The organism is Pseudoalteromonas sp. SR44-2, assembly GCF_014163745.1.
Classification (GTDB): domain Bacteria; phylum Pseudomonadota; class Gammaproteobacteria; order Enterobacterales; family Alteromonadaceae; genus Pseudoalteromonas; species Pseudoalteromonas distincta.
Genome location: NZ_JACJDW010000003.1, coordinates 190,097 through 210,191 on the forward strand (window position 1 = coordinate 190,097; position 20,095 = coordinate 210,191).

At 40.7% G+C, this 20,095-nt stretch carries 18 protein-coding genes; 7 read left to right on the plus strand and 11 right to left on the minus strand.

Annotated elements, in window-relative coordinates; translation table 11 throughout:
• Nucleotides 1-206: 206 nt before the first annotated feature.
• From H5115_RS03245 to H5115_RS03265, 5 genes are all read right to left on the minus strand, one after another.
• Entirely contained in the window at nt 207-1,931 is a 1,725-nt protein-coding gene (locus tag H5115_RS03245) for a proline--tRNA ligase (protein ID WP_182753604.1), read from the minus strand.
• Between the two features lie 89 nt (nt 1,932-2,020).
• Nucleotides 2,021-2,725: a tRNA (N6-threonylcarbamoyladenosine(37)-N6)-methyltransferase TrmO gene (gene tsaA, locus H5115_RS03250; RefSeq protein WP_182753606.1), complete on the minus strand. Its 705-nt coding sequence runs from the start codon at nt 2,723-2,725 to the stop codon at nt 2,021-2,023.
• 279 nt (nt 2,726-3,004) lie between these two features.
• On the minus strand, nt 3,005-3,574 hold the full coding sequence (locus tag H5115_RS03255) for an outer membrane beta-barrel protein (protein ID WP_002961225.1): 570 nt from the start codon (nt 3,572-3,574) through the stop codon (nt 3,005-3,007).
• A gap of 259 nt (nt 3,575-3,833) precedes the next feature.
• Nucleotides 3,834-4,298 carry an acyl-CoA thioesterase gene (locus tag H5115_RS03260; RefSeq protein WP_002961226.1) on the minus strand — a complete coding sequence of 155 codons (465 nt, stop codon included), beginning with the start codon at nt 4,296-4,298 and terminating at the stop codon, nt 3,834-3,836.
• Between the two features lie 132 nt (nt 4,299-4,430).
• Complete coding sequence (locus H5115_RS03265) at nt 4,431-6,077, minus strand: electron transfer flavoprotein-ubiquinone oxidoreductase (protein WP_182753607.1); 1,647 nt, start codon at nt 6,075-6,077, stop codon at nt 4,431-4,433.
• Between the two features lie 221 nt (nt 6,078-6,298).
• Here H5115_RS03265 and H5115_RS03270 point away from each other — a divergent pair, with 221 nt between their 5' ends.
• Both H5115_RS03270 and H5115_RS03275 read left to right on the plus strand, forming a co-directional pair.
• On the plus strand, nt 6,299-7,048 hold the full coding sequence (locus tag H5115_RS03270; RefSeq protein ID WP_182674313.1) for an electron transfer flavoprotein subunit beta/FixA family protein: 750 nt from the start codon (nt 6,299-6,301) through the stop codon (nt 7,046-7,048).
• Nucleotides 7,049-7,975: an electron transfer flavoprotein subunit alpha/FixB family protein gene (locus H5115_RS03275; protein ID WP_024596825.1), complete on the plus strand. Its 927-nt coding sequence runs from the start codon at nt 7,049-7,051 to the stop codon at nt 7,973-7,975. It abuts the gene before it with no gap.
• Nucleotides 7,976-8,114: 139 nt separating this feature from the next.
• Here H5115_RS03275 and asnS read toward each other — a convergent pair whose 3' ends face one another.
• Nucleotides 8,115-9,512 carry an asparagine--tRNA ligase gene (asnS, locus tag H5115_RS03280; protein ID WP_002961230.1) on the minus strand — a complete coding sequence of 466 codons (1,398 nt, stop codon included), beginning with the start codon at nt 9,510-9,512 and terminating at the stop codon, nt 8,115-8,117.
• 297 nt (nt 9,513-9,809) lie between these two features.
• Between asnS and H5115_RS03285 the strand changes: the two genes are divergently transcribed.
• On the plus strand, nt 9,810-10,244 hold the full coding sequence (locus H5115_RS03285) for an ATP-binding protein (RefSeq protein ID WP_182753609.1): 435 nt from the start codon (nt 9,810-9,812) through the stop codon (nt 10,242-10,244).
• 64 nt (nt 10,245-10,308) lie between these two features.
• On the opposite strand, the gene H5115_RS03290 is transcribed toward H5115_RS03285, so the two are convergent.
• The 5 genes from H5115_RS03290 to bioA form a co-directional block, all read right to left on the minus strand.
• Nucleotides 10,309-11,325 (minus strand): ABC transporter ATP-binding protein, encoded by a 1,017-nt coding sequence (locus H5115_RS03290; protein ID WP_182753611.1) that lies wholly within the window; start codon nt 11,323-11,325, stop codon nt 10,309-10,311.
• Between the two features lie 14 nt (nt 11,326-11,339).
• Nucleotides 11,340-12,839: an iron ABC transporter permease gene (locus tag H5115_RS03295; RefSeq protein WP_182671617.1), complete on the minus strand. Its 1,500-nt coding sequence runs from the start codon at nt 12,837-12,839 to the stop codon at nt 11,340-11,342.
• Nucleotides 12,839-13,879, minus strand: a complete 1,041-nt coding sequence (locus tag H5115_RS03300; protein ID WP_182753613.1) for an extracellular solute-binding protein — start codon at nt 13,877-13,879, stop codon at nt 12,839-12,841. The genes H5115_RS03295 and H5115_RS03300 overlap by 1 nt, the downstream gene beginning before the upstream one ends.
• Complete coding sequence (locus H5115_RS03305) at nt 13,880-14,692, minus strand: hypothetical protein (protein ID WP_154903076.1); 813 nt, start codon at nt 14,690-14,692, stop codon at nt 13,880-13,882. It abuts the gene before it with no gap.
• Nucleotides 14,693-14,863: 171 nt separating this feature from the next.
• Nucleotides 14,864-16,165: an adenosylmethionine--8-amino-7-oxononanoate transaminase gene (bioA, locus tag H5115_RS03310; protein WP_182753615.1), complete on the minus strand. Its 1,302-nt coding sequence runs from the start codon at nt 16,163-16,165 to the stop codon at nt 14,864-14,866.
• Nucleotides 16,166-16,259: 94 nt separating this feature from the next.
• Between bioA and bioB the strand changes: the two genes are divergently transcribed.
• From bioB to bioD, 4 genes are all read left to right on the plus strand, one after another.
• Nucleotides 16,260-17,300 carry a biotin synthase BioB gene (bioB, locus tag H5115_RS03315; protein WP_182753617.1) on the plus strand — a complete coding sequence of 347 codons (1,041 nt, stop codon included), beginning with the start codon at nt 16,260-16,262 and terminating at the stop codon, nt 17,298-17,300.
• A 10-nt stretch (nt 17,301-17,310) separates the two neighbouring features.
• Complete coding sequence (locus tag H5115_RS03320) at nt 17,311-18,462, plus strand: 8-amino-7-oxononanoate synthase (protein ID WP_182753619.1); 1,152 nt, start codon at nt 17,311-17,313, stop codon at nt 18,460-18,462.
• Nucleotides 18,459-19,337 (plus strand): methyltransferase domain-containing protein, encoded by an 879-nt coding sequence (locus H5115_RS03325; RefSeq protein ID WP_182753621.1) that lies wholly within the window; start codon nt 18,459-18,461, stop codon nt 19,335-19,337. The genes H5115_RS03320 and H5115_RS03325 overlap by 4 nt, the downstream gene beginning before the upstream one ends.
• 66 nt (nt 19,338-19,403) lie before the next feature.
• Complete coding sequence (gene bioD, locus H5115_RS03330; RefSeq protein WP_182753623.1) at nt 19,404-20,087, plus strand: dethiobiotin synthase; 684 nt, start codon at nt 19,404-19,406, stop codon at nt 20,085-20,087.
• Nucleotides 20,088-20,095 lie beyond the last annotated feature (8 nt).

Here is a 20,095-nt window from a genome sequence, read left to right on the forward strand (position 1 = left end):
CACTGTAGATAAATCTAATGACACTTATGAGACACTTTAGCGAAGCCTCCATGACAATTTATACCAAGGCACGTAATTAAATGATTTCTACAAAGCTAGGAAAGGTGAGTCATTGAGCAGCTATTATTACGCATTGCTATTAATCGAGCATAAAAAAGGCCGCATTTTAAATGCGGCCTTTTAGTCTATTTTGAGCGTGCGTGTTATTAACCTTTAACAGCCGCTTTAATTGCATCAATTGCAGTGTCAATATCAATCATTAGCTTTTCACCGGTGCGGCGGTTTTTAAGCTCAACTTTATTCTCGTCAAGGTTACGCTCACCAATCACCAGCGTAAATGGTACACCAATTAGCTCCATGTCATTAAACATAACACCAGGGCGCTCTTTACGGTCATCAAATAACACATCAAGACCTGCATCTTTTAAACCCTGGTAAAGGTTATTTGCAATATCAGGAATACGATGCGATTTGTGCATGTTCATTGGAACAATCGCTAAATCGAATGGCGCGATTGATTGTGGCCAAATGATCCCGTATTGATCGTTGTTTTGCTCAATAGCAGCAGCAACAATACGTGAAACACCAATACCGTAACAACCCATGGTCATGGTTTGGTTTTTACCACCTTCGTTTAATACTCCCGCTTTCATTGCTTCTGAGTATTTAGTGCCAAGTTGGAATATATGACCTACTTCAATACCGCGTTTTATTTGTAAAACGCCTTGGCCACATGGGCTCATATCGCCTTCAACAATATTACGAATATCAGCAACCTCGTAATCAGTTACGTCACGATCCCAGTTAATACCGCTGTAGTGCTCGTCGTCTTTATTAGCACCGGCAACAAAATCAGCAAGGATATTAGCGGCTCTATCCACTATAATAGGCATAGATAAGCCCACAGGGCCTAATGAGCCAGGTTTTGTACCAATAGCAGCAATAATATCTGCCTCTGTTGCCATTTCAAGCGGAGAGTCTACTATTGGGTGCTTTTCAGCTTTTAGTTCATTTAAATCATGATCGCCACGCAGTACAAGCGCCACTAAACCACGTACATCGTCTTCATCAGGCGTACCATAAACAATTAACGTTTTAACACCGCGATGAGGTTTTACACCGTAGTGTTTTTTAAGTTCATTAATTGTTTTAGCGTCAGGAGTTGGAAACGCTTTAAGCTCTTTTGATGCTTCAGGGCGTGGCTCGTTTGGCGCCAGTGCTTCTGCTTTTTCAATATTAGCTGCGTAATCACTGCCATCACTAAATGCAATTGCATCTTCGCCTGACTCAGCAAGTACGTGAAACTCGTGCGATAAGCTACCACCAATAGACCCCGTATCAGCAAGTACAGGGCGGTAATCAAGGCCTAAACGCTCAAAAATGTTACAGTATGCTTTGTGCATCGCTTGATAAGTCGCATCTAAACACTCTTCACTTAAGTGAAAAGAGTAGGCATCTTTCATTGTAAATTCACGAGCTCGCATCACACCAAAGCGAGGGCGGCGTTCGTCGCGTACTTTAGTTTGTACTTGATACAAAGTAACTGGTAATTGCTTGTAGCTGCTTATTTCTTTACGTACGAAATCAGTTATTACTTCTTCGTGTGTTGGGCCAAGTGCAAACGTACGGTTATGACGGTCTGTGAAGCGCATTAGTTCAGGACCAAATTCATTCCAACGGCCAGACTCTTCCCACAAATCAGCGGGTTGAATTACAGGCATTAGCATTTCAATAGCACCTGCTTTGTCCATCTCTTCACGTACAATGTTTTCTACTTTACGTAGCACACGTAAACCAGAGGGTAACCAAGTGTATAAACCCGAAGCGACGCGACGGATCATACCGGCTCTAAGCATTAACTGATGCGATACGATTTCAGCATCTGATGGCGTTTCTTTAAGTGTTGCGAGTATATATTGGCTTGTACGCATGTTTTTTCCGAAATAGAGTAATTATGTTCTTTTAATAGAGCTTAAGTTTAACAGCGGATGCTTTTACACTAAAGCGCTAAGTGAGTTATTTAGTTTTTTTCTATGTTTGTTACTACGTTATGCTCGCCATAGACTTGCCAGCGAATATTATAATTGTACAAAGTCATACCATAGCTTTGCTCGCCGTCTTTTTGTTTTTTATAGGCAGGGCGAGGATCTTGTATTAAAACATTAGCTATAAAATCATGTAAATCTGGGTATTGTGTTTGCGCATTAACAAACTCAATTGCCTGAGGGCTAAATTCAACCGTCATTTGTGTTTCTGGGCGTGTATCTGCAAAGCCAGCACTGGCGTCAAGCATTGCATCTGAATAGGGTAAGTACGGTTTAATATCGATAATGGGTGTGCCATCAAGTAAATCAATGCCAGCGAGTAATAAACTAAGTTGTCCGTTTTTATACTCGATACCTTCAAGTTTTACTGCGCTCATACCAATCGCGTTTGGTCTAAATGTAGCGCGGGTAGCAAATACACCTTTTCGCTCATTCCCACCTAAACGAGGTGGGCGCACCATGGCAGAATAACCTTTATCGGCCGTTTCATGAAAACGAAATAACAACCAAATATGAGTAAATTCATCTAAACCACGTACAAACTCTTCGCGATTAAAATCAGGTGCAAAAATAAGTTTTGCCTTGGCTTGTGGCACTAAACGAGGCTGCCTAGGTATAGCAAACTTTTGTTTATAAGGAGATTCAATGTGGCCAATAGCCGAAATGGTATAATCGCTCATAGTACTCGGGTACAAATAAAATAGAGCGCTATTCTACCTGCATTTAGTATTTATGGCATTAGTGTAAGTAAGTTTATTGCGTATACCAATTTTATTAAAAATATGATTATTCAAGCGCATTAAATAGCGCACTTACTTCGTTAAAAATTATTCATATAGACCATCTGGTTTAAAAATACTTATTAGACCGAGTGGTTTATATTAATGTATTTAAAAAGGACCTAAAACAAAAAAGGGCAAGCTAATAAGCTTACCCTTTTCAAGCATGTTAAAGATTAATTAAAACATGTATTGAACTGATACAGACGCTACATCCATGTCTGGATCAATATCGTCATCAAGTTTGTAGCGTTCGTACTCTAAACGAAATTGTACATTTGTTGTAAGTGCGTATTCAATACCCGCACCGTAAAATGCATCACCACCATCTGTAGACGCTGTTACGCCACCTACTGGTAAATCTTGTGTGTAATCTGCATCCCACTCAAGCCAACCGCCTTTTGCATATACAGAAAAGCTCTCTGTTATTGGGTAGCCCAAACGTGCGGCAAGCGATACGCCATCAATTTCAGCTTTGCTGTCTATATCACTTACTTCATCAAAGTTTTGATAAGCAAGTTCTAAGCTTAGGTATTCGTTAAACTGAGTACCAATATAGCCTTTAAGCATTTGTGCATCGTCGTCAAAGTCAGTGTCGTTGTCACTGTCTTCAAATTCAAAAGAATATTGACCGTAACCGATACCAGTATAAATACGTGGAGAATCGAAATCAGAAATGTCAGCGTGTGCTGCAGAGTTAAAACCCAGTGTTGCTAGTGCAATAGCTGAAAGAGAAAGTGTTTTAATCATTGAATAGCTCCTTTACAAAAAATAATCAAATGCTTGATTTCATTAATCAAACTTCAATTATCTACTTGCAGCGAGCGTGCCAATATTAAAATGGATTAAAAACACGCCATAATTAGTTCTTTTGTATTGGTTTTTACATTATTTAGCGTGTTTTATAATCAAAGTGAACTTTTGTGTAATCGTGTACTCTAAAATAAGTTGTATGTTTTACAGAGTATAGTGAGTTTTTTACCTAGCCTTACTTTATTTAAATTACTAATTAGACTTCATGAAGCAAGTTTTCAGTTTCAATTGCTATTTCTTTCATTTTTATAGCGTAATTTTCTAATTTAATGTCTTCATCGGTCACTGCTTTAAACGAAGGCACTTCTATTGGGTAGCCCGTTTCATCCATTGCAATAAAGCTGATAACACAATGGTTTGTTTCAACCATATTTTGTGTTTTTGGATCGCCACACCTAACTTGAATAAATATTTGCATGCTACTTCTACCCGTATGGGCAATTTTAGCTTCTACTTCGACTATTTGACCCACTAAAATAGGGCGTCTAAATTTAACACCCGCAACCGAAACAGTTACGCAGTAATGACCACTCCAACCTGCAGCGCACGCATAACCTGCTTGGTCGATCCATTTCATGACGGCCCCACCATGAACTTTACCACCAAAATTAACATCAGTAGGCTCTGCTAAAAAACGAAAAATAACTTTTGACGACGGCATAAATAACACTCTTATTATTAAAACTACTATTAGCATAACGTAAAAAAGGGGCCGAAGCCCCTGCAATTTAGGATATGTTTATAATTTATATGTAAAAAACGTAGTTATATAGCTATATAGCGCATAATTTAATTACATATTAGGATAATTTGGCCCACCTGCACCTTCAGGTGTTACCCATGTAATGTTTTGGCTTGGGTCTTTAATATCGCAGGTTTTACAGTGCACACAGTTTTGGGCATTAATAACAAACTCTTTATTGCCTGCAATTTCTTGTACTTCGTAAACGCCTGCTGGGCAATAACGTTGTGCGGGTTCATCAAATTTGACTAAATTTACATTAATAGGAATTGACGCATCTTTAAGCTTTAAATGACACGGCTGTGATTCTTCGTGGTTAGTATTTGATAAAAACACACTTGAGAGTTTATCAAAGCTAAGGTGTCCATCTGGTTTTGGATATGCAATTTTGTCAGCGGCGTTAGCATCAACAAGGGTAGAGTGATCGGGCGTATTATCTTTAAACGTAAAGGGTAAACCGCCATTAAAGATGTTTTGATCAAGCGTATTGTACGCACCACCTAAAAATTTACCGAGTTTGTGCATAGCAGGGCCAAAGTTACGAGATTGATATAACTCTTTATATGCCCACGATTGCTCAAACGCAGTTTGATAATGAGTTAAATCGGTATTTGCCAACTCATTTTGCAATGCTTCAAAAATAACTTCAGCGGCAACCATTCCCGATTTCATTGCAGTGTGATTACCTTTAATTTTTGCAAAATTAAGTGTTCCTGCATCGCATCCTACAAGTAGGCCACCTGCAAAATGCATTTTTGGTAATGAATGTAAGCCACCTTTAGCAATAGCACGCGCACCGTAAGCAATACGTTCAGCGCCTTCAAGCACGTTTTTAAATACAGGATGGTGCTTCATTCGCTGAAACTCATCAAACGGGCTCAAATGTGGGTTTGAGTAATTTAAATCAACAATTAAACCAACAACAACTTGATTGTTTTCACTGTGATACATAAATGCACCACCATTAGTATCGCCGCTAAGTGGCCAACCTGTACCATGAACTACCTTGCCAAGCTCATGTTTACTTTCATCTATTTGCCAGATTTCTTTAAAGCCTAAACCATAATGCTGCGGCGATGAATCTGCATCAAGTACAAACTCATTTATTAGTTGTTTACCTAAATGACCTCGGCAACCTTCGGCAAAAATAGTGTATTTTGCACGAAGCTCCATGCCTGGCATGTAACCGTCTTTTTCATTACCATCTTTGTCTACACCCATATCGCCAGTAATAATGCCTTTTACTGCTTCATCTTCAATTATTAAAGAGTGTGCGCTAAATCCTGGAAATATCTCTACGCCTAAGCTTTCAGCTTGCTCTGCAAGCCATCGACATACATTGCCCATAGATACAATATAGTTACCATCATTATGAAATGTTTTTGGTGTAGCAAAGTGGGGGATTGATGTTGCTTTTTGCTCGTTGTTAAACCAATAAATTTCATCGTTAGTTACTTTGGTTGTAACCGGTGCGCCAAGCTCTTGCCAATTAGGTAGTAGTTCATCCAAAGCTTTGGTTTCAAAAACAGCACCAGAGAGTACATGTGCTCCTACTTCAGAACCTTTTTCGACTACGCAAATCATGCACTCTTGTTGTTTTTCTTGTGCTAATTGCGCGAGTTTAATTGCACTTGAAAGCCCAGCAGGGCCTGCACCAACAATTACTACATCAAATTCCATGGTTTCACGTTCTACCATAATAACCTCTTTATCTATGACGGACTTATTTGAATGTTTACTACGCATTTAAATAAGGTGTACAGCCTATTTATAACCTTGCAAATTAAACGTTACAGACTGTGAATAGTTAAAGGTTATTTTAGGTTGACGTTTACGTCAACAGGAAGTAGTCTAATTTCATAAAATAAATAGGTTGACGTGCACGTTACCTTGTAGGTTTAAATAATTATGGAGTTCCTATGAAAGTTCTCGTACCAATAAAAAGAGTGATTGATTACAACGTAAAAGCACGCGTTAAAAGTGATAACAGCGACGTTGATTTAAACAACGTTAAAATGGCAATGAACCCGTTTTGTGAGATTGCTATAGAAGAAGCAATTCGCCTTAAAGAAGCCGGTACCGCCACTGAAGTGGTTGCTGTAACTATTGGTGCAAAAGCATCGCAAGAGCAATTACGCACAGCATTAGCATTGGGTGCTGACAAAGCCATTCACATCGAAACCGATGAAAAGCTCGAGTCACTTCATATTGCAAAACTACTCGCTAAAATTGTAGAGCAAGAAACACCTGAACTTGTCATTTTAGGTAAGCAGTCAATTGACTCAGATAATAATCAAACAGGTCAAATGCTTGCTGCATTAACTAATCGCGGGCAGGGTACATTTGCATCAAAAGTAGTTATTGAAAATGGCAAAGTAAACGTAACACGCGAAGTTGATGGCGGGCTGCAAACGGTAGCACTTAATTTACCGGCAGTTGTTACAACTGATTTACGCTTAAATGAGCCTCGCTATGCATCACTGCCAAATATTATGAAAGCCAAACGTAAGCCGCTTGAAGTAATAGCAGCAGATTCGCTTGGTGTTGATTTAACACCGCGTATGCAATTAATAAGTGTAGAAGAGCCAGCTAAACGCACCGCAGGAATTATTGTAGAAGACGTAGCGCAGCTTGTAGAAAAATTAAAAACAGAGGCAAAGGTGATTTAAATGAAAACACTCGTAATTGCAGAGCACGACAACGGTGCCTTAAAACCAGAAACCTCAAAAACTATTAACGCCGCAGTAAAAATGGGTTTTCCTATTGATGTACTAATTGCAGGTAACAACTTAAGCGCAATGAGCTCACAAGTGGCCAGCATTGATGGCGTAGCTAATGTTTTAGTTGCGGATAATAGCGTTTATGAACATCAGTTAGCTGAGAGCATGAGCGATTTAGTTTTATCAATTAGCGACAACTACAGCCACATTGTTGCAAGTGCTACTACAACGGGCAAAAACTTTATGCCACGTGTTGCTGCGCTATTAGATGTTGCGCAAATTTCTGAAATTATCGCAGTAGTGGACGCCGATACATTTAAACGCCCAATTTATGCAGGTAATGCAATCGCCACGGTTAAATCACTCGACAGTAAAAAAGTAATTACCGTACGTGCCAGTAGCTTTGATTTACAAGGTGAGCAATCAGCTGTTGCTATAACAAGCATTGATACAGTATCAGATTCACAATTAAGCAGCTTTGTAAGTGTTGAGCAAACCGAATCAGAACGCCCTGAGCTAACAGCAGCTAGTGTGGTCATATCGGGTGGTCGCGGTATGCAAAACGGCGAAAACTTTGCATTACTTAATGGTATTGCCGATAAACTAGGTGCAGCTATTGGTGCATCGCGTGCAGCAGTTGATGCAGGCTTTGTACCTAACGACATGCAAGTAGGGCAAACAGGTAAAATTGTAGCACCTAACTTATATATTGCAGTAGGTATTAGCGGTGCTATTCAGCATTTAGCCGGTATGAAAGACTCAAAAGTAATCGTCGCGATAAATAAAGACCCAGACGCACCTATTTTTCAGGTAGCTGACTACGGTTTAGTGGCTGATTTGTTTGAAGTACTGCCACAGTTAGAGAGCGCTTTATAGCCTTTAAATAAACAAACTTATTCTGGTTGAAAGCCGTGGTGCTCTTTGAGTGCTGCGGCTTTTTTATTCGGTAGATTAAAGACACAAAAAAACCAGCCAATTGGCCGGTTTTTAGTATTTATAAACATCTTACTAAATATTAGTAAGTTGCGCTGCCTTTAGTACGAGGGAAGGCAATAACGTCACGTACGTTGCCCATACCTGTTACATAAGCAACTAAGCGTTCAAAGCCTAAACCAAAGCCTGAGTGCGGCACGCTACCGTATTTACGTAAATCGCGGTACCAACTGTAATCTTCTTTGTTTAAGCCCATTTCTTCTAAGCGTGCATCAAGCACATCAAGGCGTTCTTCACGTTGTGAACCGCCAATGATCTCACCAATACCAGGTGCTACAACGTCCATTGCGGCAACGGTTTTACCGTCTTCGTTTTGGCGCATGTAGAATGCTTTAATATCACGTGGGTAGTTTTTAATAACTACCGGTGCTTTAAAGTGCTCTTCAGCTAAGTAACGCTCGTGCTCAGACTGTAAATCTACGCCCCATTCAACAGCGTACTCAAACTTTTTGCCACAGTTTTTAAGGATTTCTACAGCGTCTGTGTAGTCAACTTGTGCAAAGTCTTTATCTACAAATTCTTCTAAACGCGTAATTGCGGTTTTTTCTACACGTTGTGCAAAAAATTCCATGTCATCACGGCGCTCTTCAAGTACGGCTTTAAACACATACTTAAGCATGTTTTCAGCAAGTTTTGCTATGTCTTCTAAATCTGCAAACGCTACTTCAGGCTCTACCATCCAAAATTCTGCAAGGTGGCGAGATGTATTTGAATTCTCTGCGCGGAATGTAGGGCCAAATGTATAAATTTTTGACATTGCAGACGCGTAAGTTTCGCCATTTAACTGACCAGATACAGTAAGGAATGCTTCTTTGCCGAAGAAATCTTCGCTATAATCAACATCGCCTTTGTCTGTAAGTGGTAAGTTTTGCATATCAAGCGTTGATACACGGAACATCTCACCCGCGCCTTCACAGTCACTTGCCGTAATGATTGGCGTGCTGATCCAGTAAAAGCCTTGCTCGTGGTAAAAACGGTGAATAGCTTGTGCTAAACAGTTACGTACACGAGTTACCGCGCCAATCATATTTGTGCGAGGGCGAAGGTGAGCGTGCTCACGTAAGTACTCAATGCTGTGGCGCTTTGCCGACATTGGGTATGAATCTGGGTTTTCTACCCAACCTAACACAGTCACTGAGTTAGCTTGAATTTCGTAAGATTGACCTTGGCCAGCAGATTGTACTAAAACACCAGTAACCGACACAGAACAACCGGCTGTTAAGCTAGTAACTTCATCATAATTATTCAGTGAATTAGGAACTACCGCTTGAATAGGATCAAAACACGAACCGTCATGAACGGCTAAAAATGAAATTCCTGCTTTTGAATCGCGGCGAGTACGGATCCAGCCCTTAATTGTTACTTGGCTGTCTACCGCAACATTGCCTTTTAATAGCTCTGAAATCGCTAAATGGCTCATCTTCACTCCAATGATATAAGTTGCCTAACTATTTTATTTTAACAGTGCGCAGCACTCGGGCATAAATTGCACATAAACGGCGCTGCACTTGAACCCTGTATCTTACCTAGTAAAGTTGAATAAAAAAACTATTGTGGGCAACTCTTTAAAAGTTTTTATGCATGCGGTTTATTTTTAAACAGTTTTTAGAGTTTAATTGCTACTATTATGATTTGTTGCTCTTAAATTTAATGATTTTGTGGCATTATTAACAAACAAATCAAATTAATATTTATTCACACTTAAAAAATCGATGCTATGAAACAAGTTTTTATTTTACGAGGACTACCAGGAAGCGGTAAGTCTTACTACGCGCAAAGCCTTGCTGACGAATTAGGTGGAGTTGACGAAAGCCAATACCTAATCTGCTCAACTGATGATTACTTTATTAATGAGCAGGGCGAATATCATTTCGATAAATTTAAATTGTCGCAATTTCATAATTTAAATTTAGCGCGCTTTATAAATGCACTTGCTCAAGGTATGCCATTGGTAATTGTAGATAACACCAATATTAAAAAGTGGGAATTTATAGCTTACTCTCAAGCTGCTGTTGCTCTAGGTTATCAAGTAAAAGAAGTAATAGTGGGTGAAGTAAAAGACAAAGCTATGCAGCACCTATACGCTAAACGAAACTCACATAATGTGCCACTAAAAACAATAAGTAAAATGGCCTACATGTTTGAGTGGTGATTTGCGTTAATGTATTAATTTAAAAAAGCCCATACATATGGGCTTTTTTAGTTTTTAAGCTGTGCTAGTTAGCTTTTGTATAAACCGCTAGTGGGTGCGAGGTACTGAGTGATACATGCACTTCGTCGCCTGGGTTTACCACAACTTCATGGCTTACTCGGCTAGTTACAACCGTAGAGCACGCAAGTTTTACAGCGCACAAGCGGCTGCCACCTTCAAAACGTACCCAAATTACTTCGCCGTTATTGCCAACACTGCTTTGTACAAGTAACACATCGTCTGGTCGAAGTAGTACATCAACGTCGCCACTTTCACAGTCAACGCCATGAGCGGGCGCATTACCAATTGAGGTAGTGGCTTGTCCTTGGCTAAATTGGCCGCTAATAAAGCTGGCTTCACCTAAAAAGCGTGCCACAAAGCGATTGTTTGGGGTACTAAAACAGCGCTCGGGTGTATCGATTTGCTGAATTTCGCCGCCTTTAAGCACACCAACGCGGTCACCAACGGAGAGTGCTTCTTCTTGGTCGTGTGTTACCCAAATCGCCGGTACGCCAGCTGCTTTAAGTGCGTTTCTAATATCCCAACGAAGCATGTCTTTAAGGGCGGCATCTAAGTTTGAAAGCGGCTCATCAAGCAATACAAAATCAGGTTGGTGGGCAAGGGTGCGCGCAAGTGCAACACGTTGCTTTTGTCCGCCAGAAAGCGTAGCTGGTTTTTTATCTCTAAAATCGCTCAGTCCAAGTAGGTTTATCCAATACTCAGCAGGGGCTGTATCTTTTAATCTAAAGCAAATGTTTTGCTGTACGGTTAAGTGCGGAAATAACGCAAAATCTTGAAATACCATACCTACACTGCGTTTTTCAGGAGGTATTGTTAATTTGGGTGTAGCGCGCCATTTACCCGTGTTTATTTCGCCTTCGCTAATAGGTATAAGGCCAGCAAGGGCTTGTAAAATTGTACTTTTACCGCAACCTGTTGGCCCTACAAGCATAAGGATTTCGTTTTCACCCAGCGATAAGTTTAAATCGCTTACTACGCGGTTACTGCCATAATCTATAGACAACTGACTTACAGATAGCATTGTTTCTTAAATCCTTAATGTTCAAACTGGTTGCGTTTTTCGCCAGACATCATAATAGCTAACCCGCAGGCAGATATCACTACTAACAATAATCCAGGAATCGCGGCGCGACCAAAATAGCCCGCTTCGTATACACGCCATAAATAAGTAGAGAGGGTTTCAAACCCTGTTGGGCCAAGTAATAGCGTGGCTTCGAGTTCGCGCATTGACTCTAAAAACACCAGTGCTGCACCGGCAATAATACCGCGCATAGTTAAAGGTAGTGTTATGCGAGTAAATACTTCACGTGGGCTTGACCCTAATACGCGCGCAGACTTCACTAGGCTTGGATCTAAGTGTTCGGTGCTTGTTCTAACAGAGCCTACAGCAAGTGGTAAAAATCGCAGCATGTAAGCAATAATAAGCAATCCCAGTGTTTGATATAAAAACGGCAACTGCAAACCACCGTAAACAAGCGCTGTGCCCATTACTATACCCGGAATACCAAAACCAAAGTAAGTAACACGCTCCATTATACGACCCGCTTTTCCACTCAGTGCAGCATGTGCAACGGGGATAGCAACGATAACGGCTACAATTGCCGCAATACCCGATGCATACGTAGAGTTCCATGCAATATTAAAATCAAATGAGCTAAAACCATCGCGAGCTAACCAAAGCGAAAATATAGCCAAAGGCAAGCCAATAGCAAGCAGTAAAACAGGTGCAAACGTAACAAACATGGCACTTAATTGTACTTTACTTGGAAATAAAATTAACGGGCGCCCATGGCGCTCAGGTGCTGTTTTTATTTGTGATTCAACTAAAAGTAAAAAACCGACAATAACCATCAGTTGAAGTGAAAGCATGGCAGCTCGCCCTAACGCAAAGGCATTGTATTCAACATAAATTACGCGGGTAAAGGTATCTAAGCGCATCATTGCGGGCGTGCCAAAGTCTGATAACGTATAAAGCGCGACTAACAATGAGCCTGCTGCAATACCGTTAACTACGCGCGGTAATATAACTTTAAATATACTTTGCGTCATCGACATACCCAGCGTTCTTGCGGCATTAACCATGCTTGCGTCAAGGCTCAGTAGGGATGAGCGAGTTGTCATCATTACAAATGGGAAGGTATAAAGTGTCATTACAATGGCGGCACCTGTTAGGCCATACATTGATGGTGTTTCTATTCCTGTTAAGGTATTTATTTCGCCACCGGGGCCAAAAGCAGCATAGAGGGTAAACGCGCCAATATAACTGGGAATTGCCAGTGGGGCTGCAAATACAACCAACCAGAGCTTTTTAAATGGTAAATGCACATACGCGCTAATAAACGCCAGTGGCACACCAATTAAAATAGATCCGAGTACTGTTAAACCCATTAACGATAACGTGTTACCTAAAATTTGCAGATTGTGGGTGTCAAACACTGAGCTTGCATCGCTTGCAAGCACAATTAATACATAAACAGGGGTTAGCGCAACAAGCGCTGCAAGCAGCGCCATTGGATAAGAGGCAGGTATTTTCATTACAATACGCCGCTGCTTCGCATCAAATCTATAGTAGGGCGTAAATCAGCTAGCTGTGTTAAATCTACTTTAGGTGGAGAAATATTAGCAAGTGACGGTAAACCCTCAGGTTGGGTAATACCATTTACTAACGGAATTTCGTACGCTTCACTGGCTAAGTAACCCTGTACTTCTTTACTTAGTAAGTAACGCATAAAGTTAGTTGCAAGCGGATCGTCGTTAAGCGCTAATACACCTGATGCATTAACTAAACAGCCCGCATCATTTTGTGTAAATGCTAAATCTAGCTTGGCATCAGGCTTACCTGATTTTAAACGCAAAGTGTAATAGTGATTTGCAAAACCAATATCAACTTCACCGCGCTCAACGCCCATAACAACACCTAGCTCGCCGGCGTATGTTTTAGCACGTTTTTGAACCTTTTTAAGCCACTTAGCGGTTTTGTCATCGCCTTCTAAGATTCGCATTGCGGTTACAAACGATTGAAAAGAAGCGTAGGCGGGTGCCCAACCAATACTTAAATCGCTGTCGGCAATTTCCATAATACTTGTTGGAATTTGATCTTTAGTCAAACGCGACGTGTTATATGGCAATGTACGAATACGGCCAGTTACTGGTGCCCACTCTTTATATCTAAATTGTGGTTGTAACTGAGCAGATAAATCACCTGGGATAGGTTGTGCAAGGCCTGCATCGGTTACTAAACCAATTGCGCCTGAATCAACCGCCCAAAATAAATCAGCGCGGCGAACGCCAGCTTTAGCTTCTGCAACAATGGTATTTGCTAAAGCAGCAGTAGGACCTCGGCGAATGCCTAACTTAAAGTCTGGATTTTTTTTCTGGATTGCTTGTAATACGTTTTCATACAAACCACCTTCGCCTCGGCCTAAGTAAAGGGTTAACTCGCCTTTAAGCTTTGGTAAATCGTCAACAGAAACAGGGTTTGCTATATCAGCGGCTAGCGCACGAGAAATAGGCAGCGGCAATGAGCCAACCACCCCTAACGCAGCTAGGCCTTGAATAAAGGTCCTACGCTTCACTTAAAATACATCCTTACGAGCTTTTTCGGCTTTTTCTATTAAAACCTTAGCGCGGTCTAATTTTGTTTGCATATCACTGATCACATCGCGTACTTCGTCTACGCTTTTGCTGTTTGTAATGGCTTGTGGCAGTGTTACGTTAAAGTCTTTTTCCAGTACTTCAACTAGTTTTGCATCTTGTTCAATAAGAGTTCCTTCAACGCCTTCAAACAGGTGCAGATAAGTATCGTGAACAATTTCAGTTGCTTCGTCTCGTAAACGCTCAGCAAATTTAGCTACTACACGGTCTAATTTGTGCTTAATTTCATCAATTGTGGCACTTTGTGTCATTTGAGTTGTAGCGGTTGCTTTTACTGTGTCTAACAAGCCTTTTTGCTGGAATTTTGCAGCAAGCTTAACAGCCCCAAGGCCTTGCCACAAGGCTATGTTCATCGCTTTTTGCTGTTTACGAACTTCCTCAGCAGGCTCTTTATTATCAATGGCCATTTTTACGCCATAAAGGCCCTGCCAAATAGAAGCGTATACTGGTACAAAGTTAGTTTCTATTGCGCTGTGAAACTTAACTGATTCCCAATATTCAATTAAATCATCAGTTTTTACAGATTTTGCGCCTTTAGTATCGTAGTCGCTTACCATGGTATCAACTTTGCCTACCATCCATTCTACTTCTTCTGCGTAACTTTTAAGGTTAGCTTGAAGATGATTAACATGCTCGCCAATAGGGCCGTTAGCTAATACTGGTTGAGCCATAAACGCCGAGGCTAGTAAAAGGCTTGCACCTAAAGTTTTGGCTGGTTTAAATAGTAATTTCATAGCAAAGAAGTCCAAAAAGGTAATTGTAAATGATAGACATTATCATATAGCTAATGGTTAACGAGATCAATAACTACAAACTCGCTTAATAGATAAAAACACTAAATGTAGCGGTAGGTTACAGCAAATAGCGCTATAACCAGTATTAGGATTAGTTATTGAGACCGACTATTAAGCGTAATGCTTGCCTTTAATGGCATTATAAATGGCATCACACAGTGTTTTTATACTGGTGTCGTCACTTATATACGGTGGCATAAGGTAAATTAGTTTACCGAATGGGCGTATCCATACGCCTTGCTCTACAAAATAAGCTTGAATTTTAGCAACATCAACATTGCCAGCAGCCTCGTTTAGTTCAACAACACCTATTGCACCTAAAATACGCACATTGGCAACCGCATCTAGTTCACTGCATTTATTAAGTTGTTGTAGTTGGGTGTTTATTTGCTTTATTCGTTGTTGCCAGTTTTGTTCAAGTAACAAATCAATACTTGCGCAGGCCGCAGCACAGGCAAGCGGGTTGCCCATAAAAGTGGGGCCGTGCATTAAAACGCCTGCTTCACCTTCGCTTATGCCAATGGCTATTTTATCGCTAGTGATAGTGGCCGAGAGCGTCATTGAACCGCCAGTTAATGCTTTACCAATACACATTATATCGGGCTCTATATTGGCGTGCTCTACAGCAAATAATTTACCTGTACGGCCAAAGCCTGTGGCAATTTCGTCGCAAATTAGCAGTACGTTATATTGGGTGCATAATTTACGTACGCAGGCTAAATAATCAGGGTGATAAAAGTTCATACCACCTGCGTTTTGTACAATAGGCTCAATGATAAAGGCGGCTACTTGGCTGTGGTTTGCTTTAAAGTATTCTTCAAGCTCTTGGGCTTCAGTTTGGTTAAACTCGCTCCCAAATTGACTAACCGGTGCTGGCACAAATACGTGTTCAGGTAAAAAGCCTGAATATAAACTATGCATTGAGTTAACTGGGTCGCATACGCTCATGGCTGCAAAGGTGTCGCCATGGTAGCCCTTGTAAGGCGTCATTAATTTTTGTTTTGTTGTAATGCCTTGGCTTAACCAATACTGCAGCGCCATTTTAATCGCTACTTCAACACTTACCGAGCCGCTGTCGGCTAAAAACACTTTAGTTAAACTAGGCGGCGTTATATTTACTATTTTTTTGCACAGCTCTACTGCGCTGTTATGCGTAATACCGCCAAACATAATGTGGCTCATATTATTAATTTGCTCAATCATGGCGTTATTTATAACAGGATGGTTATAGCCATGTATTGCGCTCCACCACGAGGCCATACCATCGATTAATTGCTCACCAGTTTCTAGGTGAATAATGTTGTGATTAGCATGTGTAACGGGGTATACCGGAATTGGCTTAGTCATCGATGTATATGGGTGCCAAATGTGCTCACGATCAAAATCAAGGTCAATCGTATTCTTTTTAATCATATGTAAACTTTAACTTGGTGGACTTCGTTGACAATGGTACTTCAACTCGTAGACTAAGCCAATATCACCGTTATGAAAAAAATAAGAGAGTATTATGGAACTTGCACCTGTTCGTCACGATTGGACCCACGCTGAAGTTAAAGCATTATTTGAAATGCCATTTAACGATTTACTTTTTAAAGCCGCATCGGTTCACCGTGCTAACTTCAACCCAAATGAAGTGCAAATTTCTACGCTGTTATCCATTAAAACAGGCGCTTGTCCAGAAGACTGTAAGTACTGCCCGCAGTCGGGGCATTACCGAACAAATTTAGAACGCGAACGCTTAATAGAAGTAGAAAAAGTAGTAGAGCAAGCACGCCTTGCAAAACAAAAAGGCGCTACCCGTTTTTGTATGGGGGCTGCATGGTCAGATCCAAAAGACAGAGATATGCCATACATTTCGCAAATGGTTAAAGAAGTAAAAGAGCTAGGGTTAGAAACCTGTATGACGCTGGGTAAACTCACAAACGAAAAAGCTCATGAACTTAGAGACGCAGGGCTTGATTACTACAATCATAACCTTGATACGTCACCTGAGTATTACGAGCAAATTATATCAACCCGTACTTTTCAAGATAGGTTAAATACCATTGACCACGTACGCGATGCCGGTATGAAAGTATGCTCAGGCGGAATAGTTGGTATGGGCGAGCAAGCAAGCGACCGTTTTGGACTACTTATGCAACTAGCTAATTTGCCACAACAGCCAGAAAGCGTGCCTATTAATATGCTCGTTAAAGTTAAAGGCACACCGCTTGAAAACGTAGACGATTTAGATCACTTTGAATTTATACGTACCATAGCAACAGCACGTATTATGATGCCACACAGTTATGTACGTTTATCGGCAGGGCGCAACGCCATGAACGAGCAAATGCAATCGATGTGCTTTTTTGCAGGCGCTAACTCAATATTTTATGGTGATAAACTACTTACCACCGAAAACCCAGACGCTGATGCCGATATGAACCTAATTAAAAAACTAGGCATGAACCCAGAAAAACGTCACGACTATTCAGACGAAGCAGTAGAAGCCTCGCTTTCATCGCAAGTAGCCGACAAAGCAACCTCTGAATTGTTTTACGAAGCGTAGGCTTATATCAATGCCTTTTGATTTTATAAATACGCATCTGCAGGCTCGCCAGCAAGATGCACTGCTTCGTAAACGCCACGTAGTACAACATGCAACAGCGCGCACCATAACGGTTAATAATAAAACCTATCTTAATTTTGCCAGTAACGATTACTTAGGTTTTGGTGATGTGGCTGTTAACCTTAATGACTCCCACGCATTAGGGAGTCACAGCTCAGCATTGGTTACGGGTTATCAGGCTCAGCAAAAAGCGCTTGAACAATACTTATGTGAGCAATTTGGTTATGGCGCAGCAATGCTATTTAACTCAGGGTTTAGCGCTAATAGCAGCGTAATTAAAGCATTGTTTCAAGATAAAGCGGCTGCACAAAACAGCGCTATTTTTCAAGATAAGTTAAATCATGCAAGTTTGATTGACGGGGCTATGCACTCAAACGCGGCATTAGTGCGTTTTAATCACAACGACATGAATCACTTACGTTCACGGCTCGAAAAATCAAAAGCGCAAAACAAGCTAATTATAAGCGAAGGTGTGTTTTCGATGGATGGCGATACCGCGCCTCTTAAAGAATTACTCGCACTTGCAAAACAGCACAACGCATGGCTAATGATTGACGACGCACACGGCTTTGGTGCATTAGGTAAAACCGGTTTGGGTAGTTGCGAAGCGTTTATTACTCAAACGCTGCCAGATATATTAGTCATTACCTTTGGTAAAGCAGTGGCTAGTAGTGGCGCGTGTGTATTGGGCAGTAAACAGTTTATTGATTACATGCTGCAATTTAATCGCGATTACACGTATTCAACCGCTATGTCGCCGCTTATGGCAAGCCACACACTTGCGCGTATTAAAAGCATAAAAACAGCTGATGATAAACGCGATAAGCTAAATGCCAATATTGCATTATTTAAGCAACTCGCTAAAACCCATAATATTGCAGTAATGAAATCAAACACAGCCATACAGCCCATTGTATTAGGCTGTGCTGAGCAAACGTTGCAAGCAGCAGATAAACTTAAACAACAGGGTATTTGGCTCACTGCAATTAGGCCGCCGACGGTTGCACATAATACCTCACGTTTACGCATTACTTTAACCGCCGCACATACCGAGCAAGACATAACGCACTTAGTTAAGCATTTAGTAGGTGCAATAGCATGACTGCTCAGCCAGTATTAAAAACAGACCTAGTGCAAACACAACCTGTAAAACCGTGCCTAGTGAGTAGCGATTTAAATGACGAGTTAAATAGAGAATCAAATCGAGAGCTAAACAAGGAGCTTAAAAAGTCCACCAAAAGTAAGTTTTCAAAGGCGGCGGCGAGTTATAACACCCATGCAAATGTACAAAAACAGGCAGCAAGCGATCTATTTTCACTCATAAAACCAGGCTCTAATAAAAATAAGCTTTGTGTTGATTTAGGCGCAGGGCCACTTGTTAATACACTTACCTTACAAAGCGTATTTGAAAGCGTTGTGGCAATGGATTTGAGCTTAAACATGTTGCAAAGTAGTGATTTAACCACACCTAAAATATGCGCCGATATGGATAACTTACCGCTACAAGCAAACAGTGTTGATATAATTTACAGTAACTTTGCAGTGCAGTGGTCTGCTAATTTTTCGGCTTTAATGCAGTCACTTTACAACATATTAAAACCAGACGGGCAGGCGTACATAAGCACTGTGGTAAAGGGTTCACTAAACGAAATAAAAACGGCCTTTGCCGCGCTTGATTCTAACAGCCATATAAATACCTTTAATAGTGAACTGCTTATAAACCAATCAGTCCAAAATGCGGGCTTTATTATTAATAGTGCTAAAAAACGTATTTACACCGATGAATACACAACACCTTTAAAAGCTATTGCCTCAATTAAGGCTATTGGTGCAACAACGCAAAATCATACCAATACGCGCCAAGGCTTACTTACCAAATCGGCGCTACAAAAAGTATGCAGTGCGTATCCGCTTATAAATAATAAAGCATGTGTGTCTTATCATGTGGTGCTGTTATCATTAAAAAAAAGCCATTAGAAAAAAGCGATTAATTGCTTAAGTTAAAACTTAAACCAAAGTTAGATTCAGATCATAAGGCAACGCATGAAAGAATTTTTTATAACAGGCACCGACACCGATGCCGGAAAAACCCACGTTACCAGTTTGCTATTAAAGTTACTTGCCCAACACAAAAAACAAGCCATTGGCTTTAAACCCCTTGCTGCTGGCTGCGAAATGGCATTCGATCAACTAGTAAACGCCGATGCCCTTATACTAATGGAAAGCGCAACCGTCAGCGCTAAATACGACGTAGTAAATCCGTTTGCGTTTGCACCGCCTATTGCGCCGCACATAGCAGCGGAGAAAGTTGGGGTGAGTATTACTGTAGATAAACTATGTGATGCTTATAAAAACGTAAAACAACAGGGCGCTGATATTATCCTTACCGAAGGTGCTGGTGGTTGGGCATTACCTATTAATAAAAACGATTATTTATACGACTGGGTTAAAGCAGAAAAAATGCCGGTAATACTCGTTGTTGGTATGAAGCTAGGTTGCTTAAATCATGCATTACTAACCGCTGCGCATATGCAAAGTATGGGAATAAACTGCGTTGGCTGGATTGCAAACCAAGTAGATAAAAACATGGACGAGTACCAAGCAAACCTTGATTCACTTAAAGCACGTTTACCGTTTCCAATACTTGCTATAAGCCCATACAGCGAGCAAACTCCTAAGTTACAAATATACAAAAGCTTGCTTAGTGCGTTATCTATAAATACTTAAGTGGTTTA

What these genes read in the sequence shown, in the direction of transcription:
- H5115_RS03245 (WP_182753604.1), bottom strand. Translation starts at nt 1,931, where the DNA reads ATGCGTACAAGCCAATATATACTCGCAACACTTAAAGAAACGCCATCA.
- tsaA (WP_182753606.1), bottom strand. Translation starts at nt 2,725, where the DNA reads ATGAGCGATTATACCATTTCGGCTATTGGCCACATTGAATCTCCTTAT.
- H5115_RS03255 (WP_002961225.1), bottom strand. Translation starts at nt 3,574, where the DNA reads ATGATTAAAACACTTTCTCTTTCAGCTATTGCACTAGCAACACTGGGT.
- H5115_RS03260 (WP_002961226.1), bottom strand. Translation starts at nt 4,298, where the DNA reads ATGCCGTCGTCAAAAGTTATTTTTCGTTTTTTAGCAGAGCCTACTGAT.
- H5115_RS03265 (WP_182753607.1), bottom strand. Translation starts at nt 6,077, where the DNA reads ATGGTAGAACGTGAAACCATGGAATTTGATGTAGTAATTGTTGGTGCA.
- H5115_RS03270 (WP_182674313.1), top strand. Translation starts at nt 6,299, where the DNA reads ATGAAAGTTCTCGTACCAATAAAAAGAGTGATTGATTACAACGTAAAA.
- H5115_RS03275 (WP_024596825.1), top strand. Translation starts at nt 7,049, where the DNA reads ATGAAAACACTCGTAATTGCAGAGCACGACAACGGTGCCTTAAAACCA.
- asnS (WP_002961230.1), bottom strand. Translation starts at nt 9,512, where the DNA reads ATGAGCCATTTAGCGATTTCAGAGCTATTAAAAGGCAATGTTGCGGTA.
- H5115_RS03285 (WP_182753609.1), top strand. Translation starts at nt 9,810, where the DNA reads ATGAAACAAGTTTTTATTTTACGAGGACTACCAGGAAGCGGTAAGTCT.
- H5115_RS03290 (WP_182753611.1), bottom strand. Translation starts at nt 11,325, where the DNA reads ATGCTATCTGTAAGTCAGTTGTCTATAGATTATGGCAGTAACCGCGTA.
- H5115_RS03295 (WP_182671617.1), bottom strand. Translation starts at nt 12,839, where the DNA reads ATGAAAATACCTGCCTCTTATCCAATGGCGCTGCTTGCAGCGCTTGTT.
- H5115_RS03305 (WP_154903076.1), bottom strand. Translation starts at nt 14,692, where the DNA reads ATGAAATTACTATTTAAACCAGCCAAAACTTTAGGTGCAAGCCTTTTA.
- bioA (WP_182753615.1), bottom strand. Translation starts at nt 16,165, where the DNA reads ATGATTAAAAAGAATACGATTGACCTTGATTTTGATCGTGAGCACATT.
- bioB (WP_182753617.1), top strand. Translation starts at nt 16,260, where the DNA reads ATGGAACTTGCACCTGTTCGTCACGATTGGACCCACGCTGAAGTTAAA.
- H5115_RS03320 (WP_182753619.1), top strand. Translation starts at nt 17,311, where the DNA reads ATGCCTTTTGATTTTATAAATACGCATCTGCAGGCTCGCCAGCAAGAT.
- H5115_RS03325 (WP_182753621.1), top strand. Translation starts at nt 18,459, where the DNA reads ATGACTGCTCAGCCAGTATTAAAAACAGACCTAGTGCAAACACAACCT.
- bioD (WP_182753623.1), top strand. Translation starts at nt 19,404, where the DNA reads ATGAAAGAATTTTTTATAACAGGCACCGACACCGATGCCGGAAAAACC.